Source organism: Hartmannibacter diazotrophicus (genome assembly GCF_900231165.1).
Lineage (GTDB): Bacteria > Pseudomonadota > Alphaproteobacteria > Rhizobiales > Pleomorphomonadaceae > Hartmannibacter > Hartmannibacter diazotrophicus.
The window spans coordinates 2,125,152-2,150,789 of the sequence record NZ_LT960614.1; the positions used below are offsets into that span (position 1 = coordinate 2,125,152).

Sequence of the window (25,638 nt, forward strand, 5' to 3'; positions counted from 1 at the left end):
GACATGACGTTTGCCCGGGCACGGATCGCCGAGCGGTTGTTCAACACGCCGCTGCTCTATGACGCGCGCAAGGCGGAGGCGTTTGTCTCCGGCCTTGGCGGACGGATTGCCGGCGCCGACGTGACGATCGTCAACGGCGGCGAGGGGATCGAGCACCAAGCCTTCGAGAATGGTCGCCCTTCGGCCGGCCGGCTCGGCAACCGCATGGAGCGGCACCTGCAGCAACAGGACCTCCTGCCGTTCGATATGATTGGCGCGGTCGCGATCATCCCGATCGAGGGGTCGCTGGTGCACAAGGGCGGCTGGCTCGGGAGCTACTCGGGAACGACGTCCTACCAGGGTCTGCAGACGCAGATCGCCATGGCGATGAAGAGCCCGATCGTGCGCGGCGTCGTCTTCGAGATCGACAGTTTCGGCGGCGAGGTATCCGGGGCGCACGAGACGGCGGCGATGATCCGGGCGCTCTCGAAGGCCAAGCCGACGATCGCGATCCTGACCGACTTTGCCTATTCGGCCGGCTACATGATGGCCAGCCAGGCGCGGCAGATCGTGGCGCCGAAGTTTGGCGGGGCCGGCGCGATCGGCGTGATCATGCTGCACGCCGACATGAGTGCCTTCCATGCCAATCAGGGCATCGACGTCACCATCATTCGCTCCGGCGCGAAAAAGGCGCAGGGCAATCCCTTCGAGGCCCTGCCGGCAGACCTCAAGGCCAAGTGGCAGGCGACGGCCGACGCGATGCGCGAGGAGTTCGCGAGCTACGTCGCGACCGGGCGGGCAGGGCGCATCACCAAGGCGAAGGCGCTTGCGACGGAAGCGGCGGCGTTTGACGCCGCCGAGGCTTTGTCGCTCGGCCTCATCGACGCTGTCGGCGATCCGTCCGCGGCCTTCGATGCCTTCGTCAAGGCCGTCAATCGCTAGGGCAATCAACAGGAGCAAAGCGATGAGAAGTGTTCTCGCCGCGGTCCATGCAGCGATGCATCCGGACACGGCTGCCGTTTCCCTTTTCGGGGAAGAGCCGGGCGCGCAAGCGTCCAACAACCAGCCGCAGGCGGGAAACCCCGGCGCGGCGACCAGCGAAGAGGTTGTCATGACCGAACAGACGAGGCCCGGCGCGGATACGAATGTCGCCGCCGCGGCCAACCTGGCAGCGTCCCTCACGGGCGCCACCGCGAACGCCACGGGCGACCTGGCGACGTCCATCAAGGCCGCAGCCACTGAGGCCAAGGACCGGATCAAGGCGATCCTGACCAGCCCGAAGGCCGAGGGCCGGACCAAGCTCGCCGAGCATCTAGCCTTCAATACCGACAGCAGCCCGGAAGCGGCGGAGGCGATCCTCGATGCCTCTCCGGCGGCCGGCGCGCCGGAAGCCGGTGCGGACGACTACGAAAAGCAGCGGCTTGCCTCGGCGGGCCTTGCCCAGCCGGTGACCACGACTGCCGCCGCCCAGACCACGGGCACCCTGAAACCCTCGGCGATCTACGACAAGCGCCGTGAATCCATGAAGGGAGCCTGATCATGGAAGCCCTTACCGAGAAGGCCCGCAACCTCGCCTTCATTCTTTCGGAGGCGAACGGCTACCGCTCGCGCGAGACGCTGACGATCGCCGCCGGCTCTGGCGTCCTGGAGGCCGGCACCGTGCTCGGCATGGTGACGGCGAGCAAGAAGTTCACCGGCGCGCCGGACGTTGAGACGGTCGGCATCGAGGGTGCGGAAACTGCCGCGGCTGTCCTCGGCTATGGCGTCGACGCGACCGACGTCGACGTCGATGTCGTCTGCCTCACCAACGACGCCGAGGTCAAAGCCCCGATGCTGCTCTTTGACGCGAGCGTCGACGACCCCACCAAACGCGCCGCCAAGATCGCCGATCTGGCCGCCCTGGGCATCAAAGCCCGCTGAGGAGACCCACCATGGTTGCACCCAATATTCACGCCGGCGATCCCTTCAGCCTTGAAACGCTGACGGCCGCCGTCAATCAGGGCTCCTATCGGCCCGGCCAGGTCAGCGCCACGGGCGCCTTCGAGGAAGACGGCGTCTCGACGACGATGATCTCGATCGAGATGAAGGACGGCAAGCTCTCGCTGGTCGAGCCGAGTGCGCGCGGCGGCGCGGGCGAGACGACCGACGACGAGAAGCGCACGAAGATTCCCTTCCTGATCGACCACTACCAGCGCAACGATTCGATCCTTGCCGACGAGGTGCAGGGCGTTCGCGAGTTCGGGACCGAGGCCTCGCCCGAGCAGCTTGCGGTCCGCGTTCAGAAAAAGGCGATGCGCCATGGGCAGGACCTGACGATGACGCTGGAGCACCAGCGGGTCGGCGCGCTCAAGGGTATCGTGACGTCCAAGTCCGGCAAGGTCCTTCATGACCTCTATTCGGTCTTTGGCATCGCGGTCCCCGCCGCGATCCCGTTGGCGCTCGATACCGATGCCACCATCGTCTCCAAGCTCTGGCAGCCGGTGATCTACGGGATCGAAGACGATCTCGATGAGCCTTATGGCGGCATCCACGTCTTCACCGGCCGCGACTTCCACGATGCCCTGTGGCAGCACAAGTCGGTCCGCGACACCTTCATGTACAATGCCGGCGCTGCCGCGCTTCGCCAGGACACGCCGGACAAGTTCGTCTGGGGCGGTGCGACCTGGGAGCGCTACCGGACCGGTGCGAAGGCGACGGCCGACCTCGGTGCCCCCTATATCGCAGCCACTGAGGCCCGGGTGATGGTCACCGGCGTGCCGGACCTCTTCATCACCCGCTTTGCGCCGGCGGACTATGTCGAGACCGTCAACACCATCGGTCTGCCGCTCTACTCGAAGGCGATCGAGAAGCCGAACGGCAAGGGCTACGACCTTGAGGTCCAGTCCAACCCGATCTCGCTCTGCACCCGTCCGAAGGTGCTGCGCAAGCTGACGATCGCCTGATCGTCGGCAACCTCTGGACCCCATGAGGGGGCACGAAGAGCCGGGTGATGAGCCCGGCTCTTCGTCTTTTTGAGGGGCCGCAGAGCGGTCCGCAGCCACGGAAAGGATCGCCGCGATGGCGGAGAAGAAAATCTGGGTCGCCTTCCGGAACAAGGGGGTGCTTCCCAAGGCCTTGATGGGCACCGAGAAGGACATCAACGTCGGCCCGCATGAGCCGGTGAGGGTTCCCGAAACCTACGGCAACCACCTGATCGCCGATCGGTTCGCCTATGCCGCCGACGAACTCGCCAAGCAGCGCGCCGCGGCCAGGAAGGGCACGGCCAAGTCGATCGCCGCTGCCGAGAAGGCGGTCGCGGATGCGAAGGAAACGCTGGACAAGGCCGGCGACGACCTCGCCGCGAAGGCCGATGCGGAAAAGGCGCTGGCGGCAGCCGAAGCGGCCCTCGCCGCCCTGCAGGACAACTGATGGATATCGACGCGGCCTTCGCCGATGCGGGTAGCGTTCTGCTTGACCGCCTCGGCGGCGTCGTGACCATCGCGCCCTGGGCCGATGGCAAGATGTCGGGCGGCCCCGATGCCCTGCGGACCGAACTCGTCGACGTGCCGGCCTTCTTCGACCGCAATCCCGACCTGACCCAGATCGGCGGCGGCAACGACGTCGCCATGCGTGCGAAGGCGATGACGGACGGGCCGACGGTCACCCTGCGGCTCGCCGACCTTGGCCATGTGCCGCGCGAGGGCGACCGGCTGCTGAGGGTCGATCCCGACAGCGGCGCGCGCGAGCACTACCGGATCAGCCGGATCGGCAACGACATGCCTGGCTGGCTGATCCTCTACCTCTCGCCCGTGAAGATGTGAGGCTGGCGCCTTGAGCATCATTCGCCAACTCATCCAGATCGCGGCGGTCGAGGCCCTGCGCGACATGACGATCGCGACCGACCACGTCTTTGCCGGCAGCATGGATTCGCTGCCCGGGCTCCTGAAAGACGAACGCAGGGCGGTGCTGGTCGTCTCGATCGAGGAGGGCGAGCAGAAGGGCCGGATCCAGAGCGAGCGCGGTCTCTTCGGCCGCGACACGGTTCTGAAGCTCTTCGTGCAGGCAGTGGTGGCCGTTGGAACGGAGGATATCGTCAAGGGCGAGACGGTGATCGTCGCCGCGCTCGGCGAGACCGACGCCGCTTATGAGGCGCTCCTCAACATCCTCGACCGGCAATGGCGCCAGGTCCTGACGGTCAGCGAGACGCCGTGGGCGCTCGTCTTCCGTGGGCTCGTGATGGCCTTCGGCGAGATCAAGGATGCCCGGGCCTCCGATCCGGAGACCGGCACGAAGCATGCCGCCCGCTACACGCTGGCGGAGATCGAGGTGCTCGACGAGCCGTTGCCAGGGTCGATCCCGGCGCCGGTCGAGGCCGGCCTCATCCTCATGGAGGCGGACGGCGACGAGGGCTATGGCGAGGTCGTGCGCGTCTTCCGGGCTCTGCTTTCCGAGGGCGCCGATTGGGCCGACTGGCGCAAGACGCAGGCGCTGCTCGGGCTCGATCGGGATCGTCTTCTGGCTCTCGGGCTCGGCCCGCTCGCCGAGGACGAGGACCGCACGACGCCGCCGCTTGCCGATGGCGCGGTCCTGGTCGTGGACGGCGCGGAGGAGGTCGCCCCATGATCGAAGCCATCATCGACATGCGAACCGATATCGAGATGCTGAAGACCGCCTTCGGCAACGCGATGAAGGTCGGCACGGTTGCCGTCGTCGACGCCGAGCAGGGCTATCGCATCCGCTATGGCGAGGACGACGAAGGCGAGCCCTATCTCTCGCCCTTCCTGCCGCATCCCGAATCCGGCGGGGCGACCTCGACCTGGGCGCCGCTCTCGGTCGGCCAGGTCGTCGGCGTCGTCTCGCCGAACGGCGACCCGCGCCAGGGCGTCCTCCTGCGCGGCGGCTTCGGCGGCGACAACGCGGCGCCGTCGAGCGATCTGGAAGCCCATGTCGTTGAGGCCTTCGGCGTCCGGATGACCATGAAGGGCGGCAAGCTGACGATTGACGGCGACGTGACGATCAACGGCTCGGTCGCGGCCGTCGGCGCGAGCGTGACGCACAACGACACCAACATCGGCGACAGCCACGTCCATGGCGGCATCGCGATCGGCGTCAACGACACCCAGACGCCGCACTGATGAAGGGACCTCACTGATGACGACAGAGAGCTACCGGGTGCGCGACGGCTATGCCTACGTCAACGGCGCTCCGGTGCCTGCCAGCCGGATCGTGGATCTGACCGAGGCCGAGGCCCGTTTCGACCTCGACCGGGGCCGGATCGACAAGGTGCCCGCGAAGGCCCGGCGCCGGAAGGCCGCAGCCGAGGCGGGAGAGGCCCAGGCAGGAGAGGCCGAGGGCTGATGGCGGGCTTCGACCGGCGCACCGGCCAGATGATCGGCAACCTTGAGCATGCCTACCAGGGCGTCGAGGTGATCATGACGACGCGGATCGCCGAGCGCCTCATGCTGCGCGAGTTCGGGGGCGGCGTTGCCGAACTGCTCGGCCGTGCCGTGACGCCGTCCCTCTTCCTTGTCTGGCGCCAGCTTATCGCGACGGCGATCGACCTTTGGGAGCCGCGCTTCCGGGTGCGGTCCGTCACGGTGTCGTCGAGCGCCGGCGAGGCCCGGCTCGGCACGATCGCGCTTTCGATCTTCGCCGACTATCGCCCCTATGCCCACCTGCCGAAGACAGACAGCCGCTATTCGCTGAAGGTGGACCGCACGGTCACCTTCGGCGTCGGCATCGCGTCCGGCAATGTCACCGTCGGGACCATGGTATGACGCGCTTTGTTGCCCCGGACCTTTCCGCCCTCGGCGGCCTGCCGCTGACCGAGACGGGCTTTGCCGCACTCGAGGCGAGCCGCAGCGCCTACCTCAAGGCGGCGCTGGCCCTCTACGGCATCGACTACGATGTCGAGGCACTTGAGACCGACCCGCTGCGGATCGCCTTCTCCGAGGGCGGCGCCTACCAGGAGCAGCTTGTCGACCAGCGCATCAACGAGGCGATGTCGGCGCTCTCGCTGGCGACCGCAACGGGCGCCGCGCTCGACCATATCGCGGCGACCTATTACGGCATCTCGCGCCAGTCGACGACGGACGGCGACGGGCTCGTCACCTTCGAGAGCGATGCCCGCTTCCGCGCCCGCATCGCCCTCGCACCGGAGGCCTTCTCGACCGCCGGTCCCGAAGGCGCCTATGACTTCCACGCCCTCGAACTCGACGGCTTGCCGGACCTTTCCGACGTTGCGACCTATTCTGAAGAAGACGGCGCAACCTATTCCGATGCCGTGCTGTTCGCCGATGCCTACTCGCGCGGCCAGCGGACAACGGCCTTTGCCGGTCGGGCGAACGGCGACCCGGTGCTGGCGCCGGAAGTCCTGCTCGTCGTCCTGCCTGGGACCGACTACGGCGCCGCCGACCAGGCGCTGATCGACCGGGTCTACGATGCGGTGACCTCCGAAGAGGTTCGCCCGATCGGGGACAACGTGCGGATCGAGGCGGCCGAGGTCGTCGACTATACGGTCGAGATGACCGTGGCCTATGCGGCCGGCGCCGATCCCGCACCGATGATCGCTGAGGTCGAGGCCAAGATCGCCGCCTACGCCGCCAAGCGCCGCCGTGTCGGCTTCACGGCCGAGCGGCTCGGGCTCGGCGGCTGCGGCTATGTCTCCGGCGTCGAGGCGGTGACCCTGACGAGCCCGGCGGCCGACGTCGGCGGCGGGTCCAAGCAGGCCCCGAACTGCACCGCGATCACCGTGACGGCCGTCCAGGCCGCGGGCACCTGGGCCTGACGATGCCCGATCCGATCATTGATGCGCAGGTGACGGCTGCAGCGGCCGTCGCCGAAGCGCTGCTGCCGATCAGCGCGATGCCGCTTGAAAAGGCGATCCTTGCCGCCGAACTCGCCCGGCTTGGCACCTACACGCCCGAGACGATCGCGACGATCTGGAATCCGGCGACCTGTCCGGCCGTGCTGCTGCCCTGGCTTGCCTGGGCGGTCAGCGTCGACGTCTGGGATGCGGCCTGGCCGGAGAGCATCCAGCGCGCGGTGATCGCCGCGGCGCCGGGTGTGCATCGGATCAAGGGCGCCCGCAAGGCGCTCACGAGTGCGCTCGCCGCGATGACCGTCGACTGCCAGATCACCGAATGGTGGCAGCGCGAGCCCGTCGGCCGGCGCGGCACCTTCGACGTGATCGCCTTCGCCCGCACTAGCCTCTACGACGACGCCCGCCTGCTCGATGCCAAGACCATCGCCGCGATCGACCAGACGATCCGGCGCGCCAAGCCGAAGAGCCGCGTCTACACGCTGGCGGTCGGCGCGCTCGCCGCGGGCTCGATCGGCGTCTCCGGGACGGCCACCGCCGAACTGAGGGGGCGGGTCGACGCCCGCGCCGGCTTCCGTCCGAAGCGCACCATCACCCTCGGGCTCGCCGCCACCGGCACAGCCCAGATCCACGTCCGACTTGACATGAGGGCCACATGACTGCCGCCGCGCTGCAAATGACCATCACGACGGCGGGGCTTGCCGCCGTCATCGCCGCCCAGGGCGACGGGCTCCAGGCGACGATCACCGAGATCGCCGTCGGCAAGGGCATCGCCTCGGCTGGCGGCTTCGTCGGATACGAGCCCGCCGAGACGGCTACCGCACTCGTCTCGGAAACCGCTCGCGTGCCGCTCATCTCCGGTCAGGTGCTCGCCGACGAAGGATTCCGGGTCCAGGCGCAGGTGCCTGCGACCGAAGACGTCTACACGATCCGCGAGATCGGCGTCTTCCTGAGTGACGGCACGCTGCTCGCGGTCTGGTCGGACCCGACCCGCCTTGTCGCCGCGACCAGCCCGCTCGCCGACATCAACTTTGCGGTCGACCTGCATCTGGAAGCCCTGCCGCTGGACGCACTGGCGATCACCGTCCTGGAGCCGGACATCCCGGACCTGACGGCGGTGCTCGCTGAACTGCTGGCTGCTGCGACCCGAAATCACATCGCCAACATTGACCTTGACCAGCGCTGCCGCGCGGCGGGGATTTAAGGAGAGACCTTAATGGTTACAGCCGCAGAATCACTCATCGACGGGGCGACCGCGCTCAACGATGCCGTCGCTGCCTATACCGCGCTCACCGACGCCATCCAGGACAAACTTGACTTGCTCGCCGACTGGCAGATCGCCGCAGCGACCACAGTCACGATCGGCGTCGACTACGACACCATCCAGGAGGCCTGGGACGCGTTCAAGTTCAAGCAGTTGAATGCGGACGTGATCATTCAGGTGCCGGACGGCGACCACTATATCGAACCGACCTTGCTGGCCGATGCCCCCTTCGGCGCCCGCATCCATGTTCGCGGCAATCTCGCCAACCCGGCGGCCTGCCGGCTGATCGCGACATGGACGATCGGCGCGGCGCTGCCCTATGTCATCTCGGTCGAGCGCTGCGTTGCCGAGGTTTCCGGCTTCCGGCTCCTCGGCAATGGGCCTTACAAGGTCGCCTGCGGGCTGAAGGTCGGAACGGCCGCCGTTGTGTCCAGCGCGGACGGCTCGATCGAGGTCGACGGCTGCACCGCCGGCATTCAGGCAACGCAGGGCGCCACCTATGTCGGCCATCAGCCGGTGATCACCGGCTGCGTGCGCTCGATCGAGGGCTATGACGGCGCAAGGCTCTACGCCAACGACCCGGATATCACGGGCCTCGGCAAGGCCTGGATTGACCCGACCTCCGGCGACCGGAGCTACGGCATTTATGGTTCGCAGTCGGCCGTCGTCGTCTGCCGGGGTGCCACGGTCAGCGCGTGCCAGATCGGCGCGCTTTCGGCCTGGTCGGCCTTCCTGATCGTCAACAAGATCACGGTCGACGATTGTTATACGGGCGTTGCTGGCGATCGCGGCGGCTATCTGCGCGCCGGTCCCTCCGACGATCTGACCCAGCCGGCCACGATCACCAACTGCGACAATGGCATGACCTCCAACAACCTCGCGGTCCTGGAGGCGCCCAACGCCGTCGTCGACAGTTGCGTCGTCGGATATCAGGCCGCCGACCTCGCGCGCCTGATGGCGCCGGACAGCACCGCCACGAACTGCTCCAGCTTCGGTTATGCCGCCTACACCAATGCGGTGGTCACGGCGGAGAGGTCGCTGGCGAACGCCGCCGGCAACGGCACCAACTACAACCTTTCCAGCGGCACGCCCGGAGCCACCGGCGGCCTCCTCACCTACAGCTAAGAGGAAGAGCAGACCATGCCAGACATCCAGCCCCCGCGCGCCGATCTGCGCGATGCCATCCAGCGCGAAGCGGGCGACCTCCAGACCCTCTTCGGCACGACGTCGGACGGCGCCCTGGCGCTGGCGCTCACCGTTGCCCGCATGGCGCGGGCGATGTCCGGCGGCAGCACCATTGCCGAGATGAAAGCGGCGGCAAGCGATGCCGACGCAATCCTCGGCCCGCTGCTCGATGCCGTCGACGGCGGAACGGTCGTCACGACCTATTCGGCCAAGGGGCTCGACGAGGCGGCGGTCTTCACCGAGGTCGGGACCCGGGCAACCGCCGTCGCTGGCGTTCTGGCTAACGGCCAGTAGACCTCCGCAATCCCTGACATCCACCGGCGGCATCCCGGTTGCCGCATAAGCTTTTCGCAAAACCGGTTCCCACTTTTGCGGCTCATGCGTGAGCCGCTTTTTTTATGCCCGACGCCGGGCTGCAGGAGACCACCATGACCACACCCACTTTCGGGATGACCTTCACCCGGCCGGACGGCGAGGTGACATCGGTCCTCGATCCGGACTTCTCCAAGGCGCTGATCATCGAATCCTCGGAGGATGCCGATGCGGCCAAGTATCCGGTCGGGACGCCGGTGCGCATCTCGACCAGCGACACCGATGCGGTCGGCAAGCTCGGGACCGGCTATCTCGCCGACGCGGTCTCCGGCATCAACGCCCAGCTTGTCGGCCTCAATGCCGGCGCCGATGTGATCATCCTGCGCGTTGCCGAGGGCGCGGACGTCCAGGAGACGTCGGCCAATATCGTCGCGGCACTCGCGACGGTCGGCACCATTCCGAGCATCGTCAACGCGACGCCGCGGCTGATCTATGCGGGACGCACCGACTGGCAGGCCGATGCGCAGACCGCCAACCCGGTCGTTGCCGCGTTGCCTGCGGCCTGCGAGACGCTGCTCGCCATCGCGGTCGTCGATGTCGACGACACCAGCGCGGCAACCGCGATCGCCGCCCGCGAGACCATGTCCTCGCAGCGGCTCATGCCGGTCGGCGTCGCGGCCCGGGTCTACGAGGGCGTCAACCTCGTCACCCGGCCGATGGCGCCGCGCATCCTCGGCCTCTTCATGGCGGTCGACAACAACATGGCCGGCATTCCATCGGACCCGATCGCCAACCGGGCGATCCAGGGCCTTGCCGGGTTGTCGCGCAAAATTCCCTTCTCGCTGCTCGACGGCTCGACCGAGGGCCAGCAGATGCTGGCGGCCAACGTCTCGATCGTGGTGCAGGGCGAGACGGGCGTCGACGGCGCGGCCTCCGATGGCGGCTTCAGCTTCATCGGCACCGACAATGCCGACACGGGCACGACCTGGGAGCAGATCCACCAGGTGCGCATGGCCGACTTCGTGACCGCGAAGATGGCCGGCATCACCCGCGACTTTCTCGGCCAGAAGATCACGGCCGACATGGTCGAGGCCTGGCTCAACAGCCTCAAGTCGCCGCTGCGCGACTACAAGGCCGACAACGCGCTCCTCGGCTACGACGTCAAGTTCCTGCCCTCGCAGAACTCGGCCGCCGACATCCGGCTCGGCACCCTGCAGGTCAACCTCGGCATCGAGCCGTGCCCGGCCTTCAAGCTCGCCAAGCACGAGATCAGGCGCTACGCGCCTGCCGTCGATGCCCTGGTCGCCGAGATCGTCGCCAACTTCAATTAACGGGCAGGGCGCCGCCGCGCCCTCCCGCCGATCCCTTCCATTCGGAGACCCTGACCGATGCAGCCTCTCTACGTGCTCCAGGCGGTGGACGTTCGCCGCGCGACCGTTGCCGGATCCAGCCGGGCGACGACGGTGCAAAAGCTCGTCATCCCGCCGATCAAGTTCATGAACGCCAACCACAACCCGGGTGGCGGCGTGATGAGCGTCGACTTCACCCTGCCGCGCACCGAGCCGATCGAGCCGACCTTCATGGTCAAGGGCATCGACACGGACATCTTCGACGGCATGGGCTTTGCCGACGAGTGGACCTTTGCCGGCGCCTTCCGGGACAAGCAGTCCGGGGCCATGGTGCCGATGCGCGCCGTCATCAAGGGCGCGATCTCCGAATGGGAGCCGGACGAAAGCGACCCGGCCGACTTCATCGGCTGCAATCACATCTTCAAGGAAGTGACCCACTTCGACCTGACGATGGACGGCAAGGAACTCTACTACATCGACTTCTGGGAGCGGGTGCTGCGCGTGAGCGGCAATGACCTCTTCGCCGACATTCGCTCGGCGCTCGGCGCCTGATCGGCGCACCGCACACTGGCGACGGACTGACCGCCAGCCTTTTCCCCTGACCGAGGACCAATCATGAGCAAGCCGAAGAGCGCCACCGTCACGCTGGAATTTCCGATCGAGGAGGTGGATGGCACCCCTCTTGAGACGCCGATCACGCAACTCACCTTCCGCCGCATGAAGGCCAAGGATGCCCTGACCATGGAAGGCATCGACGGCAAGACCGAGGCCGGCTTTGCCCTCTACGCCGCCCTTGCCGGCGTCGAGCCGGCGGTGATCGCCGAACTCGACACCGACGACCTGACTGCGATCACAGAGAAGGTGGCCCCCCTCATGGGAAAGTCGGGGGAGGCGATGCTGCGCCAGGCGATGGCGAAGGCAGCGGCGGAGGCGGCGAAAGCCTCTGGCGAGACCTCATCCTCCGATTCGGACGGGAAGCCCGATGCCCCCTGAGTGACGTGATGGAGATGGACATCGACGAGTTCATCTCCAACGTCGAGGCCCTCGGCCGGGTCATCAAATCCGAGCGGCCACCGCGCCGCTGACCGCCTGCCCAAACCCAAAGGCATCCCCGCTTCATGATCCTCACCTCGGAACTGATCGTCTCGCTGATCGATCAGGTGACGGCGCCTGCGCGCGCCGCTGCCGCCTCGGTCGGACGGCTGAAGGATGCGGCGAAGTCGAACGCCGAGCAGATGGCGGCGATGCGCGGCTCCATGATCGGGGCCGTTGCCGGGGCGGCGGCGCTGGCGACCGCCATGGTGGCGCCGGTCCATTCGGCGCTCGCCTTCGAAAGCGCCATGGCCGACGTCAAGAAGGTCGTCAACTTCGAGACGCCGCAGGCCTTCGCCGACATGAAGAAACAGGTCCTGGACCTGTCGACAGAACTGCCGATGACGGCGACCGGCATCGCCGATATCGTCGCGGCGGCGGGTCAGGCGGGAATGGCGGACCGCGAACTGGCGCAGTTCGCGGAGATGGCGGCCAAGGTCGGCATTGCCTTCGATATCTCGGCGGGGCAGGCCGGCGAAAGCCTTGCCAAGATCAAGACGGCGCTCGATCTCTCGGTCGACGAGACGGGCAAGCTCGCCGACGCGATCAACTATCTCTCCAACACCTCCGCCTCGAGCGCGCCGGACATCCTCGACTTCATGCGAAGGGTCGGCAGCCAGGGCAAGCAGTACGGGTTCACCGCGGCCCAGACGGCGGCGATCGGCTCGGCCATGATCGCGGCCGGCGCGCAGGCGGATGTCGCCGGCACGTCCTTTGCCAATGTCGGCCGGGCGCTCGCGCGGGGCGCGAACGCGACCAAGAGCCAGCGCAAGGCGTTTGCCGCAATCGGCCTCGATGCCAAGAAGGTGGCAAAATCGCTCCAGGTCGACGCCGTCGGCACGCTCAACGACGTGATCGAGCGCATCCGGGCGCTGCCGAAGCATTTGCAGGCCTCGACCATCTCCAGCCTCTTCGGCGACGAGGCGAGGGCCATCGCGCCGCTGATCGAGAATGCGGACCTCTTGAAGAAGTCCCTCGGCGCTGTTGCTGATGAAGCTTCCTATCTCGGATCGGCGCAGGCGGAATACGAGACCCGGGCGGCGACGGCCGGAAACGCGATCCAGCTTCTGCGCAACATCGTGGAGAAGCTCTCGATCTCGATCGGCACGGCGCTGCTGCCGGCGATCGTCGACGTCGTGAAGGCGATCTCGCCCTACATCAGCGCGCTGGCGGACCTTGCGATTGCCCATCCGGTCGCCGTGCAGGCGATCGTGGCCCTCGTCGGCGGATTGGTGGCGCTGAAGATCGCCAGCATCGCCGCGCGCTTTGCCTTCCTCGCCCTCAAGGGCGGCATGCTGGACCTTGCGATCGTCGGGGCGCGAGCGGCCGGAGCCATGACGCTGCTCGGCGGACCCTTGAAGCTGCTGGCCGCGCCCTTGACGATGCTGGTCGGATCGGTGCGCGCCGCGCGGACGGCGCTCGTCGGCTTTGCCGCCTCGGCCCGGATCGTCGGCATTGCCGGCGCCTCGCAGATCGCCCTGGCAGGGCTCGGGCAGGGCTTCGTCGGGCTCGTCAACCCGATCGGCCTGGTGCGGGTGGCGCTCGTCGCCCTGCGCCTGGCGCTGATCACCACGGGCATCGGCGCCCTCGTGGTCGGCCTCGCCGCGGCGGGCGTGTGGATCTACAACAACTGGTCGGGCCTTGCCGCGATGTTCACCGGCATCGGCGATGCCATCGCCGAGAAGTTCCCCGCGCTCGGCGCCGCCTTCCAGCCGCTCATCTCGGCGATCTCCGCGATCTGGGACACCCTGTCCTCGCTCTTCGGCAAGGTCCAGATGAGCGACCAGGAATGGCGCGACATGGGCCGCCGGTGGATGACCAATCTGCTGGACGGCCTGATCGCCAACGTCGAGGCCGTGCTGGCATGGTTCCGCGACCTGCCGTCCCGGATCCTCGCCACTATCGGTTCGATCGACATCGCATCGCTCGTCTCGTGGCCGTCGATGCCGGACTGGCTCGGCGGCGGCGGGGGCGGCGACGGCGCAACGCCTCCGGCCACGGGAGAGCAACCCGCCAAGAAGGGCAAGCCCTGGCGGACGAAGGGCACGGTCTCCAATGCCGCGACTGCAGCCAACGACAATGCCGGCATTGCCGGTGCTCGCGCGGCCGGCGGCGCTGTCCGGGCCGGCCTCAACTATCTCGTCGGCGAGCGCGGCCCGGAACTGGTGACACCCACGCGCGACGGCTTCGTCCACAGCGCGACCGACACGGCCCGGATGATCCGCGAGAAGATCGCCGGACTGGTCGGCGCCGGCCGCGAGACGCTCTCGGGGATGCTCGGCACGAGCAACGCGGACGCCGCGCCTAATGGTCCGACCGTTCCGGACATCGCCGGAGCGATGGCCCGCCAGATGGCGCAGGTCTCGTCGGTGGCCAACGACAATGCCGCGGCGGCCGGGCGCGGCATGATGGACGCCGTGCAGGCGATGCGCGGCAAGCTGGCGGACCTTGCCGCACCATTCGCCGGGGGCAGGGCGCCAGCTTCCGTTGCGAGCGCCCTTGCGCCGGCTCCGCCCTCGCAGCCGCCCGGGCAGCCCGGGGCGGCTCAAGGGCAGCAGGCAGGGGACCGCACGATCACGATCGGCACCATCATCATCAAGACGGAAGGTCAGGCCGATGCCCGGAGCATCGCCAATGACCTGAAGCGCGAACTGGAGGAGCGCCTCGCCGGTATCCAGACGGACACCGGCTGGGCGGTGGCTTAGCGATGCTCTACATTCTCGGTGCTCTCGTCTTCGACACCCGGCCCTTCAACGCGGACAGCTTCGAGCGCTCCTCGTCGGCCGACATCGTCGCCAAGGGAACGATGGGCGGCCTGCAGACGCACGAATTCATGGGCGAGGGCGATGAAGAAATCACCCTGACCGGACGCCTCCTGCCGTTCCGGACCGGCGGTCTCACGGAACTGGAGATCGCCCGCGAGATGAGCCGGCAGGGCACGCAGATGCCGCTGATGCGCGGCGATGGCCTGCGGCTCGGCTGGTATGCGATCAACGCGCTCGACGAGCGCCACGACGACCTGATGCGCGGCGGCGTCGGCTTCACGGTCGACTACCGCCTCCGCCTGGTGAAGACGGGCAACAGCGCGGCCATTTCCGAGGCAGGGCTGATCGTCGGCCTTCTCAACCTGTTCGGGGTCATCTGATGGCGAGCCAGATCACCATTCGCCGGGAAGGGCGCACACTCGACGGCGTGCTCTTTGCCGAATACGGCGTCGACGGGCGCAAGGTGCTGGCCGAGACGCTGGCGGCCAACCCGGGCCTTGCCGCGCTCGGCCCGATCCTGCCGCTCGGCACCGTCGTGACGATCCCGGACCTGCCGGCGCAGGACAAGGCGGCAGCGACCGAGATCGTGACGCTGTTCTCATGAGGCGCGAACTCTTGTCCGAAAACCGGTGCCCACTTTTCAGGAGTACGCTTGAATGAGTTGGCAGACCTTCTGGTCGGTGACCTCCGGCGCCGTCGACATCTCCGAGCCGCTGCGGCCCTATCTGATCGATATCTCGGTGACCGACAAGGCGGGCGAGGCCTCCGACACCTGCGCGATCACGATCGACGACACCGGCGGCAATGTCCGGATGCCGACCGAGAAGGAGCCGCTGCTGGTGTCCCTCAACGGCATCCCGGTCTTCTCCGGCTTCGTCGACAGCGTGCGCTCGTCGGGCAGCCGGTTTGGCGGGCGGGTCCTGCGGGTCCAGGCGAAGGGCTTCGACCCGGGTGGCAAGGCCAAGCAGTCGCTACACTTCCACATGGACGACACGACCCTGAAGGCCTTCCTGACGAAGGCGGCCGAGAAGGCCGGCTTCACCCTGAAGATCGACGAGGACCTCGGCGCCACGAAGCGGAGCTATTGGGCGGCCGACGGGGAGAGTTTCCTGCATCTCGGCCAGCGGCTTGCCCGGGAGTTCTTCGCCACCTTCAAGTTGCGCGGCAAGCAGGCGGTCTTCCTGCCCCGCGGGGAGACGGTCCAGATCGCGACCGTGCTCGGCGAGGTCGGTGAGGCAGAGCCGGGCAACGTCATCTCCTGGGAGATCACGCCAGTCTCGACCCGGGCGCGCTACGGCAAGACCAAGGTGCGATGGTTCGACCGCGCGAGCGGAACGTGGAAGACGGAAGAGGTCGAGCACGGTGGTGCAGGTTCGGGGGATGCCGACGAAGAGGCCGTCGAGACCGTCCGCACGTCCGCTCACGACGCCGATCAGGCCAAGGCCATCGCCAAGGCCCGCAAGCGCCAGGCAAAGCGCAATGACGGGCTCGGCTCGGTCGAGATCGACGTCAACCCGCTGGCGCAGGCCGAGGGGCTCTTCGTGCTCTCCGGCGCCCGCGTGGGCGTCGACGGCACCTACAGGATTGCCGCCGTGACGCATCAGGGCAACCGCGGCGGCGGCACCACGACACGGCTCGAACTCTGCGAGCCGGACATCTGACCACCCATCCAATCCGAACCATCCGCGACCGCCCTTGAGGCGGTTTTTTCATGTCTGACTGAGGAGAAGTCCCATGTACATCAACGACAGCGCCTTCGACGCGGCACTCAACTGGATCAAAGCCAATGGCCTGCGGCTCGACATCTGCTCGGCCGAGCCGGCCACCTATGCCGGCGTCGCGGCCGTCTCTCTCGGCAACAAGGACCCGATCGCGATCGCTGCGCCTGCGGACGGTGCTGTCTCGGGCCGCAAGGTTTCGGTGCCGCAGATCACGGATGGAGCCGTCTCGGCCGATGGCGATGCCACCTTCTGGGCGATTACCAACGGGGCCGATACCCTGATTGCGACGGGTGCCTTGGCTGCATCCCAGACCGTCACCAACGGCAACACCTTCACGCTCGCCGCCTTCGACGTGACCTTCCTCGACGCGGCCTGATCGGGCAACTGGAGGCCTGCTAGATGGTTGCGACCCTCGGCACGAGCGATGGCACTTATTTCCTCGGCAATGGGTCGCAGGCCTACTGCAACGGCACGCGCAACATCGGCACGGCGGCATCCGACCGGATCGTCTTCATCACGGCAGTGCTGGAGTTCGCGGCCGCCGCCGACATTCTCGACGTCCTCATCAACGGGGCGGACGTCAATTCGACGATCCATGTCGCCAACACGGCAGACGGCACGCGGATCGCCTTGATTGCCTGGGGGCTTGTTCCTTCGGGCACGACCTGCACGGCGCTGATCGGATGCACCCAGCCGATCGTCGCCGCCTTCTGGTCGACCCGGGCAGTCTACGGCCTCGGCACGTCGCCGACGCTGCATGACAGCACGGCGGCCTCCGGCTCGGGTCTCGTCGCGTCGAGCACGATCAATGCCGCGCTCGACGGGCTCGTGCTTGCCTCCTGCAACTTCGATGGCGTTGGGGCGACCAGCCCTTATTTCACGGTGGCGGGCCTCACCAAGCTGAGTGAGGTGCAGTCAGCCGACACGGGGCTGCGTACCGCTTCAGGCGGCTTGGTCCCGAGCGCCAACGAAACCGCGCGAGCCTTTTCGTTCACGGCGGACAGCAACCCTCAACCATGGTCGACGGTCGGCGTCAGTTTCTCGGTCTACGCGAGCAGCACGGACGACCTGACGGCCGACGGCCTTTCTTCCTCGCCCTCGGTCGGGGCGCCTGCGCTCGGCCAGGCGCACGCGCTCTCGGCAAGCCCGGTCTCGTCTGCCGCATTGATCGGCGTTCCGGCCGTGGGGCAGGTTCATACGCTCGCCGGGTCCGGCACGGCTTTGACGCCATCGACGGGGACGCCTGCACTCGGTCAGGTTCACGCCCTGGCGGCCAATGGCGCAGCATCCGGCTCGGCGGTCGGCGTGCCGGCGCTTGCCCAGGCGCATGCGCTTGCCGCCGAAGGCGTCGCTTCCGGATCGTCCGCCTCGGCGCCCGGGCTCGGCCAGGCGCATACGCTGGCCGCCGAGGGGCCGACGTCCGGCTCGACGGGCGGCGCGCCAACACTTGCCCAGGTCCATGCGCTGGCCGCCGATGGCGCGGCCTCGCAACCTTCCGCCGCCGCACCGCAGATAGGGCAGGCGCATGCACTTGCCGCATCCGGCCTCTCGGTGTCGTCAACTTCTGGCAGCCCTGCGCTTTCCGAGACCAGCGCCATGGCAACCGAACCTATCGGGTCGGCGGCAACGCTTGGCGCCCCTGCACTTGCCCAGGTGCATGCGCTCGCCGCAGGTGCGCTCGCGATCCCGGCCAGTCTCGGGTCTCCGGCTCTCGGGCAGGTTCACGCCCTCGCGGTCGAGGGTGCGTCGCCTGTCGCGACGGTTGGGGCTCCTGCGCTTGCCCAGGCCCATGCGCTTGCCGCCGAGGGGGCGACATCGCGGCCGTCTGCCGGCGCACCGCAGATCGGGCAGGCGCACGCGCTTGTCGCATTCGGCCTCTCGGTGCCGTCGACATCGGGCAGCCCCGCGCTCTCCGAGGCCAATGCCATGGCGGCCGAGCCCATCGGGTCGGCGGCAACGCTTGGCGCGCCTGCGCTTGCCCAGGTGCATGCGCTCGCCGCAGGTGCGCTCGCAATCCCGGCCAGTCTCGGGTCTCCGGCGCTCGGCCAGGTCCACGCCCTGGCGGCCGACGCGGCCACCTCGCAGGCCTCCGCCGGCGCGCCCTCGCTTGCTCAGGCCCATGCGCTGGCAGCGGAGGGCGCCACATCGCAGCCTTTTGCCGGCGCACCGCAGATCGGGCAGGCGCACGCGCTGTCCGCATCCGGGCTCTCGTCTCAGCCGGCAACAGGCCGGCCGGCTCTCAACGAGATTTCGGTGCTGCGGCCGGTGCCCGTCTCGTCGATCACGCAGACGGGCATGCCGGCGCTTCATCAGGCGCATGCGCTTGCCGCGGTCAGTCTCGTCTGCCGCCCGACCGTCGGCCGGCCGATCCTCCTGTCCGGGCCGCAACCGCCGACGCCAGGCGCACGGACTTTCGACGTCTCCGCCGAGCAGCGCGCGATCCGCGTCTCGGCCGAGACCCGCACGGTCCGCCTTGCCGCCCCGGGCCGATCGGTCAAGGCGGCTTGAGCCCTTTCATCGGAGACGTTCATGGCAAAGACTTGGGACTACAAGGACCCGGACGAAACGCTCGACTACCGGATCGACTGGTCGGACCGCCTGGCCGGCGACACGATCGCGACATCGGTCTGGGTCGTTCCGCCGGGGCTGACGGAAGGGCCGAACCTCAACGATGAGACCACCACGACGATCTGGCTCGCAGGCGGCGTCGAGGGTGCCACCCATTCCCTGACCAACCGCATCACCACGGCCGGCGGCCGAACAATGGATCAGAGCGTCCTGCTCGCGATCAAGTCGAAATAGAGCCGCCTCCGGGCGGCTTTTTTCATGCACGAGAGGTGACTTATGAAGCTCGTCGAAGACTGGCGGCGCGTTGCTGCGCTGTCGCTCAGCTTTTGGATGCAGATCGCCGGGATCATTGTCCTGATCTTTCCGGAACTGCGCTTTTACCTGACCGGCCAGGACATGGACCCGGCGTTCCTGTGGTGGCTCGGCATCCTCCTGCTCGTCGCCGGCGTCATCGGGCGCCTCTACCCGCAGGGTCTGTCCAAGTGGCGCGAATGGCTGCGCATCATTGCAGTGCTCATTGTGATGGCGCTTCTGGCCTTCCTTCTCGCGGCCGAGGTCCGGGCCTCTCCGGTCAGCGAAGAGGTCACGCTTGAGATCGCGGTCCCGTTCATCGCGAAGAAGGAAGGCATCAGGCTCAAAGCCTATATCCCGGTGCCGGGCGATGTTCCGACGATCTGTGCAGGGCTGACGACCATCAACGGCGAGCGGGTGAAGCTCGGCATGACGATGACGCTTCCGGACTGCATGCGGGAGTTTGCCAAGCAGGTGCGAAGGTATCGGACCGGCCTTCATCTCTACTTCACGTCCCTCACGGTCAACTCCCGCCTGACGCCGAAGCGGGACACGGCCTACACGTCACTCGCCTTCAACTGCGGCATCGCCGCTATCGGCAGGAGCACGGCCGTTCGCCGCCTCAATGCCGGCGACATCCGCGGAGGATGTGAGGCGATCACCTGGTGGAACAAGATGGGGACCCGCATCCTGCGTGGTCTGGTTCCTCGCCGCGCCGAAGAGCGTGACATGTGCCTGGCCGGGCTCTGATCATGCCCGTCTGGCTGACGAGCCTCGGGCTCAAGATTGCCGTCGTGGCCGCCCTCGTGGCGGCCATTTTCTTTTATCGGGGCGAGGCGATCCGCGCCGACGCTGCGCGCGCCACGCTCGCGGCCCAGAACGAGACACTGACGTCCGTCAACGCCCAGAACGCCCGCAACGTGGAGCGGATGCTCGACCAGGCCGAGGCGACCAACCGGCTTCTCGGCGATCTGACAAAGCAGCAACAGGACATCGCGGCCGACACAGCGGCGGCGCGCAAGACCATTGAGGAGATCCGGGGCCATGACGCGGCGGCTGACGAGTATCTGCGCACTCTTATTCCTGACGGCCTGCGGGCCGCGGTTAACCGGCCTGCGCGCGCCGGTCGTTGAGACGAAGACGGTCTATGTCGGCCCACCCGATTCCATGCTGGTCGTGCCGGCCGAGCCGGTTCGCGACTCGAAGGACACCGCTGACCTGATCGACCAGCTCGACGGCTACAAGGGCAGCTTCGCGGCTTGCGCCGCCAATCTCGACCAGGTGGCGGCATGGAAGGCATCTGTCGAGGCGAGCAACGAGAACGAGACACAAGCAAACAACTGAGCGGGGCACATGAGCGACGGACCGCAGAAAATGCAAAAGCCGCAGTGGAAATACGAGGTCAACCTCAATTCCATCCTACAGGTCATCACGCTCCTCGGCTTTGTCGCCGTGTGGGGTGGAACGTGGAACTCCATGCATGAGGGGCAAGCACAGAACAGACTGTTGATCGAACGCCTCGAAAATCGAATGACGACTGTAGAGCAATATCAGCGTGCCATCGCATCGGTCGAGTTTCGTGTCGGCGCTCTGGAAAAGGGTGCGCAATCCATCATTGAGTCGCAACGAGACATCGTCAAGACGCAACAAGATTTCGAGCGGTCGATCAGCGCTCTCGCATCAGATGTGCGTGTGACACGCGAGATTGTACAACGCCTAGAAAAATCTCTAAAAAATGACTGATGCTCCCGAATGGCACCAATCTCAAATAAATAAAGGGACCGGGTCAAGAATGACCCGGTCACGCGTCCAGAGTTCCAGGCTTTCCGCGTCGACTCGATCAATGATCGAATCGCCTTTTGCCCCCAAGAGAGCCTTGTGAAATTAGATCAAGCCCAATAGCTTCACAAGCCGACTTCACTCGGAATTGAACAGACTGATCAATCTGGCTTTTATCAGCTCCGGGGTGTGGACCATGCTCAGAGGAGTATAGCCACGCGTCTTTAGGTTTTCACCTTGGACATACACGCATGGGCCCCGGATGAGATCAAGCAGCGAGTCAATTAAAAGGCCGTAAAACTTCTCGTAAAGTTCATACGATCCCTCGGCCTCCTATTCAAATGTTCATTTATTTATCAAGACCTTCGGTCTTGAGGAGCTCCTGCTATCGATCTGTTTGACAACAGTAATTCATCGAGATCAATAGCGGGCTTTCTGGTCGCAACCGAAAAAGCAGACTTGAACCGGCCAACTGGCCTTTCAACCAAGTGATATACGACTATCGCGACCAGGAACGAAATGGCCACGAGACCAATTTTCATCCACATCGGACTGTGGCTGGCCAATACGACCATTGGAAAATGGAACAGATAGATGCCGTACGACAGCTTGCCGAGATAAACAATAGGCGAGAACGACAGTGCCCTGGCCATGATGCCCCGCTCAGCAGCGGCAATGACAAGCCAAGCTGAAAGAAGCGACGTCACCGTGAGGCCGACTGATTGAGTGAAGGCTGAACGATGTGGCGCAAATAGGAAAATGGCCAGGAGCCCAACAGCGGGTAGCCACCATCCTGCGCTGCAGAAACGCTTCAAACCGGACGGCACTCGCCATAGCGCAAGAATACACCCTATCAACAATCCATCGCTATGGGTATCAAAGCCATTGTAGGTACGTTCTGGATCAACCCCCAACGCAACAAGATAATAGCGCCAAATTGTAACGCCCGCGAGGCCAACAAGAAGCCAAAAAATCTTCTTCCTGCCCGGGAGAAGGACAAATAACATAGGCCATAAGATGTAGAATTGTTCTTCCATGGCAAGAGACCAAGTGTGACCGAGATCTCCTTGGGGCCATAAATCAAGTGCGCGATTCCAGTTCATGAAATAGAGCGCCGAAATTGCAATCGCCTTCACTTCATCGATCTGACCCTCTAAAGGCCCTCTCAATAAAATTATTATGATTTCCGCCAAGAGGAGGACAGAAAAAGCTGGCGCCAGTCTCAAAAAGCGTCGGATATAGAAATTTTTGAAACTGATATGACCAGTTTTTCTAATCTCTGAATCCAAAATTGAAGTAATAAGGTATCCAGACAATACAAAAAATACGTCAACGCCAGCCCATCCTCCCGGCATATACCGATCTGACAAGTGGTATAGGACGACCGCCAGCACCGCGAAGGCGCGTAAACCATCGAACGCAGGATTGTAAGTCATTGGTGACCAATTTTGACAGAAGACCCCAGTCTATACGCCGAGGCGAAAACGCTGACAACTTAAAATTGGCCAAAACGGTGGCGTCATGCCACTTTTGCACCGCATTCAATTCGGGATTTGGGCGCTTCTTGGGGGGGTAGAATTACAAAAATACAATATAATTCGAGATTAATTGCGGCAATATTCAGATCTATCTAATGATGGATCGCATCGCGCGGAGTAGGGGGGCCTCAATGAAGCGATAACATGCCCAGCCAATCAGAATAGTTATGATTGTGATGGATGCCTTATCAGAAAATGACATCGAATCATGCCGTGATAATATGCTTGTTGCGCACAATATTACAATTACATGAGTTAAATAAATTGAGTAGGAAGCATCGCCAACAAGTCTCAGCGGAGCAAACGCGGGCTTGGCCAAGTGCTTTTCGCAAGCGATGAATCCAAGCACGAGTAGTATCGCGGGAACTCCATAGCCGAGCGTCCTCGGTAAATCCGATAGCGACTCATAGGCCAGTCCAAACGTTAGCAGGCTAGCTGAAATGGCCATCAGTCCTTGTGGGGCCGTGATTATCCGGCGCTTGTTAAAGGCGTAAGCCAGCACAATACCTGCGAGAAATTCAAGAAGTATCGGGCTTGTGACGCGAAGCGCAAATGCATCCGTGGGTGTCAGTAGAAACCGACCTGCAATCAGAGCAAAGAAAGATAAAGAAACGATAATTATCCGTGTTTCAATATTCTTTATCAAAAGGGAGACGCTAAATATAGCGTAAAACATTACTTCGTAATTCAGTGTCCAGCCAACACCAAGTATCGGCACTGGCTGTCCGTTAATGGAATTTGTATATGGTATAAACAAGAAGCTGTATATAAAATCGGTGATCTGGTATGTAAAAGGTCCGGTATTCGTCATATACTTCGCAATAAGATAAGTAATAGTGAAAATATAATACATAGGAGCAATGCGAATTATTCTATCTTTAATGAAGTTGTATGGAGTATAGCTCCTTCGTTCCGTGGATGTGAAGATGACGAAACCGCTGATAACAAAGAAAATGTCCACTCCAGCTTGACCGGAGTCGAAAAATGAGGAGGCGGATCGACCAATCCATTGTTGGGGTTCATTTAGGTGATAAAAAAAGACAGACAATGCTGCGATGCCGCGCAAAATCTGTATTGAGAGCAACTTTTCGGGGCGGGAACTTGCAGAATTTTTGGGAATGGAGCCTCGTGATGCTGTGATTGTTGCCTGTTTCACTATTCGGCTTTCCCACAATGTACTTAGATTGGATGGCAGCCATTCCGACCGCATAAAGAATGGCGGCGCATTCGGTTGCTAGTTCGACAAATCGGCCAATCAAACTAAACCAGAGGGACGATAGGGCGGGTGGGCGTTACAGGATCACGCTATGGCCATTGGGGGCATAGTGTGCCGCTTTCGATGTTGTGTCTCGCCAAGTGCCCTTGCGTGAATCATGCCACTTTGGAGCGATCGACGATCATCGACGATCTTCAATCGGCATCGCTAGCCTATACCTAGTGGCCAATGACAGCCATCGTGGCGGTTGAAACGGGCTGCAATGTGTCGGCGAGACACCTGAAATGCGATTTTCGTTCCCACAGGATTGGCGAACGACCTGATGTTGTGAGCTTATTCCCATTTTTTCCCCTTGTTCTGTGACGTCAAGGTGGCGAGCCGTAAAGAGTTCGAGCGCGTCCGCCAGACCAACCCCTCGACGCTCACCGACCTGGAGCGTGCGGCCCGCTTCCTCTATCTCCAGAGGCTGTGCTTTGGCGGCAAGCCGGGCGACGTCTTCGGCGTTGAATCGACGCATTCGGCTCGGATTTCCCTCTCCCGGCTTGATCCCGTTCTGGATGCGGCGCACGAGCGGCTCGAAGCTGTCGTCTTCGAGCAGCTTGATTGGGCCGATCTCATTGCCCGCTAAGACACGCCCGGGACGCTCTTCTGTCTCAATCCGCCCTATGTCGGCGGCGAGGACGACTACGCAAAGGGCATGTTTTCGCTGGAGGACTTCTCCCGCATGGCGGACATCCTCGCCGGCATCAAGGGCGCCTTCGTCTTGTCGATCAACGAGCGGCCGGAGGTGCGCGAGTGGTTTGGCGCCTTTCGCTTCCAGTCCGTCCGGCTGAAATACACGGTTGGAGACGGGGCGGCGAAGCCGGCCGAGGAACTGATCATCTCGAGCCGGAAAGCGGCGTGGAGGCTGTTGTGAGGAGCCAAAGCAAACAGAGACTGTGAAACAGCTACGGGGGAGCGCCGAAGTCGAAACCGCCGGTCCATTGGCGCACCTGCGCGTGGATGTGCTTGCGCATGAATTTGATGTCGTCCGAGGTCAGGCCGTCGCGGCTGCGCACGAATGCCTGCAGCAAGCCATGTCCGCGGTGCATTTTGTGGTTGCCGAGCCGTGATTTGTTGTGCGCGATCTCATGCCAGATCAGCTTGGCCACATAGTCTGGCGGCAGTTTCTCTCCGGCATATTCGCTGTCGATATAGACCTCGGACGCGCTTTTTTCGCCGGTAAAGGTGCAGCCCAAAGCGTTGCCGCCGTCCCGAACATCGAAGTGCTCGGCCACACGGCCCATTTCTTCGTTGGGGACGACGTAGACCATGACATCTTCGGGTCCGAGCGCGGGTTTGGCCATGGTGGAATAGACCCGCACCGTTTCGCCGTTGAGCGATTTCTTCAGGAGACCGGCGAGCTCTTCGCAGAGCTGTTGCCATTTGTATTGCAGCTTGTAGGGATTGCCGAGACAGACTGCGACCATGCGGAAAATTCCATAACTGATTTGCTTTAAATGACCTTATTAAATGGGCATAATGCGCCCTATCCGGCATCACGACACGAAGGTGTTCAGATTGTCCGGCTTTCTGAAAGTCGTCCGTAAGACGCTTGCTTTTCGGACTCTGTGATTATTCTCCGAGTTTATGGCCATTCGATGGGAGAGCGGAATTTGTCCGTCTTCAACGAGTTCTCGGTTACTTATTCTTGATTTATCCCATAATGTTGGACAGATTCACTACTTTCGTGCTGTGACGCCAATTTCTTCAAATTGCGGCCAATGTGATCGTCTTTGTT

At 64.3% G+C, this 25,638-nt stretch carries 34 protein-coding genes; 31 read left to right on the top strand and 3 right to left on the bottom strand.

What is annotated here, in order from left to right:
• The first annotated feature begins 3 nt into the window (after positions 1-3).
• The 29 genes from HDIA_RS09930 to HDIA_RS10065 all read left to right on the top strand — a co-directional run bounded on the left by HDIA_RS09930 (position 4) and on the right by HDIA_RS10065 (position 21,068).
• Positions 4-921, top strand: coding sequence for a S49 family peptidase (locus HDIA_RS09930; RefSeq protein WP_099556023.1), 918 nt, complete (start codon positions 4-6; stop codon positions 919-921).
• A gap of 22 nt (positions 922-943) precedes the next feature.
• The gene (locus HDIA_RS09935; RefSeq protein WP_099556024.1) at positions 944-1,516 is read left to right on the top strand and encodes a hypothetical protein; all 573 of its coding nucleotides are present in this window, start codon (positions 944-946) and stop codon (positions 1,514-1,516) included.
• Positions 1,517-1,518: 2 nt separating this feature from the next.
• Positions 1,519-1,899: a head decoration protein gene (locus HDIA_RS09940; RefSeq protein ID WP_099556025.1), complete on the top strand. Its 381-nt coding sequence runs from the start codon at positions 1,519-1,521 to the stop codon at positions 1,897-1,899.
• A gap of 11 nt (positions 1,900-1,910) precedes the next feature.
• A complete protein-coding gene (locus HDIA_RS09945; protein ID WP_099556026.1) occupies positions 1,911-2,921 on the top strand; it encodes a major capsid protein in 1,011 nt (336 codons plus the stop codon).
• A 115-nt stretch (positions 2,922-3,036) separates the two neighbouring features.
• A complete protein-coding gene (locus tag HDIA_RS09950; protein ID WP_099556027.1) occupies positions 3,037-3,387 on the top strand; it encodes a hypothetical protein in 351 nt (116 codons plus the stop codon).
• Positions 3,387-3,779, top strand: coding sequence for a hypothetical protein (locus HDIA_RS09955; protein WP_099556028.1), 393 nt, complete (start codon positions 3,387-3,389; stop codon positions 3,777-3,779). The genes HDIA_RS09950 and HDIA_RS09955 overlap by 1 nt, the downstream gene beginning before the upstream one ends.
• Positions 3,780-3,789: 10 nt before the next feature.
• Positions 3,790-4,581 (top strand): hypothetical protein, encoded by a 792-nt coding sequence (locus HDIA_RS09960; RefSeq protein ID WP_099556029.1) that lies wholly within the window; start codon positions 3,790-3,792, stop codon positions 4,579-4,581.
• Positions 4,578-5,093 (top strand): phage baseplate assembly protein V, encoded by a 516-nt coding sequence (locus HDIA_RS09965; protein WP_099556030.1) that lies wholly within the window; start codon positions 4,578-4,580, stop codon positions 5,091-5,093. The genes HDIA_RS09960 and HDIA_RS09965 overlap by 4 nt, the downstream gene beginning before the upstream one ends.
• Positions 5,094-5,109: 16 nt before the next feature.
• Positions 5,110-5,316, top strand: a complete 207-nt coding sequence (locus HDIA_RS09970; RefSeq protein WP_099556031.1) for a hypothetical protein — start codon at positions 5,110-5,112, stop codon at positions 5,314-5,316.
• The gene (locus HDIA_RS09975; protein ID WP_099556032.1) at positions 5,316-5,735 is read left to right on the top strand and encodes a GPW/gp25 family protein; all 420 of its coding nucleotides are present in this window, start codon (positions 5,316-5,318) and stop codon (positions 5,733-5,735) included. Before HDIA_RS09970 ends, HDIA_RS09975 begins: the two co-directional genes overlap by 1 nt.
• Entirely contained in the window at positions 5,732-6,745 is a 1,014-nt protein-coding gene (locus HDIA_RS09980) for a baseplate assembly protein (RefSeq protein WP_099556033.1), read from the top strand. The genes HDIA_RS09975 and HDIA_RS09980 overlap by 4 nt, the downstream gene beginning before the upstream one ends.
• Before the next feature lie 2 nt (positions 6,746-6,747).
• The gene (locus tag HDIA_RS09985) at positions 6,748-7,437 is read left to right on the top strand and encodes a phage tail protein I (RefSeq protein WP_099556034.1); all 690 of its coding nucleotides are present in this window, start codon (positions 6,748-6,750) and stop codon (positions 7,435-7,437) included.
• The gene (locus HDIA_RS09990) at positions 7,434-7,982 is read left to right on the top strand and encodes a phage tail-collar fiber domain-containing protein (RefSeq protein WP_245884226.1); all 549 of its coding nucleotides are present in this window, start codon (positions 7,434-7,436) and stop codon (positions 7,980-7,982) included. Before HDIA_RS09985 ends, HDIA_RS09990 begins: the two co-directional genes overlap by 4 nt.
• Positions 7,983-7,994: 12 nt before the next feature.
• Entirely contained in the window at positions 7,995-9,167 is a 1,173-nt protein-coding gene (locus HDIA_RS09995) for a hypothetical protein (protein WP_099556035.1), read from the top strand.
• Between the two features lie 15 nt (positions 9,168-9,182).
• On the top strand, positions 9,183-9,521 hold the full coding sequence (locus HDIA_RS10000; RefSeq protein ID WP_099556036.1) for a hypothetical protein: 339 nt from the start codon (positions 9,183-9,185) through the stop codon (positions 9,519-9,521).
• A gap of 134 nt (positions 9,522-9,655) precedes the next feature.
• Positions 9,656-10,870: a phage tail sheath family protein gene (locus HDIA_RS10005; RefSeq protein ID WP_099558815.1), complete on the top strand. Its 1,215-nt coding sequence runs from the start codon at positions 9,656-9,658 to the stop codon at positions 10,868-10,870.
• A 57-nt stretch (positions 10,871-10,927) separates the two neighbouring features.
• On the top strand, positions 10,928-11,440 hold the full coding sequence (locus tag HDIA_RS10010; RefSeq protein ID WP_099556037.1) for a phage major tail tube protein: 513 nt from the start codon (positions 10,928-10,930) through the stop codon (positions 11,438-11,440).
• A 63-nt stretch (positions 11,441-11,503) separates the two neighbouring features.
• Complete coding sequence (locus HDIA_RS10015) at positions 11,504-11,881, top strand: phage tail assembly protein (protein WP_197708122.1); 378 nt, start codon at positions 11,504-11,506, stop codon at positions 11,879-11,881.
• Positions 11,882-12,006: 125 nt separating this feature from the next.
• On the top strand, positions 12,007-14,685 hold the full coding sequence (locus HDIA_RS10020; protein ID WP_099556039.1) for a phage tail tape measure protein: 2,679 nt from the start codon (positions 12,007-12,009) through the stop codon (positions 14,683-14,685).
• Positions 14,686-14,687: 2 nt separating this feature from the next.
• Positions 14,688-15,125 carry a phage tail protein gene (locus tag HDIA_RS10025; protein WP_099556040.1) on the top strand — a complete coding sequence of 146 codons (438 nt, stop codon included), beginning with the start codon at positions 14,688-14,690 and terminating at the stop codon, positions 15,123-15,125.
• Positions 15,125-15,349 carry a tail protein X gene (locus HDIA_RS10030; protein ID WP_099556041.1) on the top strand — a complete coding sequence of 75 codons (225 nt, stop codon included), beginning with the start codon at positions 15,125-15,127 and terminating at the stop codon, positions 15,347-15,349. Before HDIA_RS10025 ends, HDIA_RS10030 begins: the two co-directional genes overlap by 1 nt.
• A gap of 52 nt (positions 15,350-15,401) precedes the next feature.
• Entirely contained in the window at positions 15,402-16,406 is a 1,005-nt protein-coding gene (locus HDIA_RS10035; RefSeq protein WP_099556042.1) for a phage late control D family protein, read from the top strand.
• Positions 16,407-16,479: 73 nt separating this feature from the next.
• Positions 16,480-16,842: a hypothetical protein gene (locus HDIA_RS10040; protein WP_099556043.1), complete on the top strand. Its 363-nt coding sequence runs from the start codon at positions 16,480-16,482 to the stop codon at positions 16,840-16,842.
• A gap of 23 nt (positions 16,843-16,865) precedes the next feature.
• Positions 16,866-18,974, top strand: coding sequence for a hypothetical protein (locus HDIA_RS10045; RefSeq protein ID WP_099556044.1), 2,109 nt, complete (start codon positions 16,866-16,868; stop codon positions 18,972-18,974).
• A gap of 21 nt (positions 18,975-18,995) precedes the next feature.
• Complete coding sequence (locus tag HDIA_RS10050) at positions 18,996-19,268, top strand: phage fiber-tail adaptor protein (protein ID WP_099556045.1); 273 nt, start codon at positions 18,996-18,998, stop codon at positions 19,266-19,268.
• Between the two features lie 42 nt (positions 19,269-19,310).
• Positions 19,311-20,075 carry a lysozyme gene (locus HDIA_RS10055; RefSeq protein WP_099556046.1) on the top strand — a complete coding sequence of 255 codons (765 nt, stop codon included), beginning with the start codon at positions 19,311-19,313 and terminating at the stop codon, positions 20,073-20,075.
• Positions 20,076-20,077: 2 nt separating this feature from the next.
• On the top strand, positions 20,078-20,458 hold the full coding sequence (locus tag HDIA_RS10060; protein ID WP_099556047.1) for a hypothetical protein: 381 nt from the start codon (positions 20,078-20,080) through the stop codon (positions 20,456-20,458).
• Positions 20,370-20,669 (top strand): Rz1-like lysis system protein LysC, encoded by a 300-nt coding sequence (gene lysC / locus HDIA_RS26085; RefSeq protein ID WP_425432932.1) that lies wholly within the window; start codon positions 20,370-20,372, stop codon positions 20,667-20,669. Before HDIA_RS10060 ends, lysC begins: the two co-directional genes overlap by 89 nt.
• 9 nt (positions 20,670-20,678) lie before the next feature.
• Positions 20,679-21,068 carry a hypothetical protein gene (locus HDIA_RS10065; protein ID WP_099556048.1) on the top strand — a complete coding sequence of 130 codons (390 nt, stop codon included), beginning with the start codon at positions 20,679-20,681 and terminating at the stop codon, positions 21,066-21,068.
• Between the two features lie 392 nt (positions 21,069-21,460).
• Here HDIA_RS10065 and HDIA_RS10070 read toward each other — a convergent pair whose 3' ends face one another.
• Both HDIA_RS10070 and HDIA_RS10075 read right to left on the bottom strand, forming a co-directional pair.
• A complete protein-coding gene (locus HDIA_RS10070) occupies positions 21,461-22,540 on the bottom strand; it encodes an acyltransferase family protein (protein WP_099556049.1) in 1,080 nt (359 codons plus the stop codon).
• Between the two features lie 190 nt (positions 22,541-22,730).
• Positions 22,731-23,798, bottom strand: coding sequence for an acyltransferase family protein (locus HDIA_RS10075; protein WP_157775477.1), 1,068 nt, complete (start codon positions 23,796-23,798; stop codon positions 22,731-22,733).
• 430 nt (positions 23,799-24,228) lie between these two features.
• Here HDIA_RS10075 and HDIA_RS10080 point away from each other — a divergent pair, with 430 nt between their 5' ends.
• Positions 24,229-24,486 (top strand): DNA adenine methylase, encoded by a 258-nt coding sequence (locus HDIA_RS10080; RefSeq protein WP_157775479.1) that lies wholly within the window; start codon positions 24,229-24,231, stop codon positions 24,484-24,486.
• Positions 24,487-24,582: 96 nt separating this feature from the next.
• Complete coding sequence (locus HDIA_RS10085) at positions 24,583-24,774, top strand: hypothetical protein (protein ID WP_162292629.1); 192 nt, start codon at positions 24,583-24,585, stop codon at positions 24,772-24,774.
• A 31-nt stretch (positions 24,775-24,805) separates the two neighbouring features.
• Here HDIA_RS10085 and HDIA_RS10090 read toward each other — a convergent pair whose 3' ends face one another.
• Complete coding sequence (locus tag HDIA_RS10090) at positions 24,806-25,327, bottom strand: hypothetical protein (RefSeq protein ID WP_099556053.1); 522 nt, start codon at positions 25,325-25,327, stop codon at positions 24,806-24,808.
• Positions 25,328-25,638: the final 311 nt, after the last annotated feature.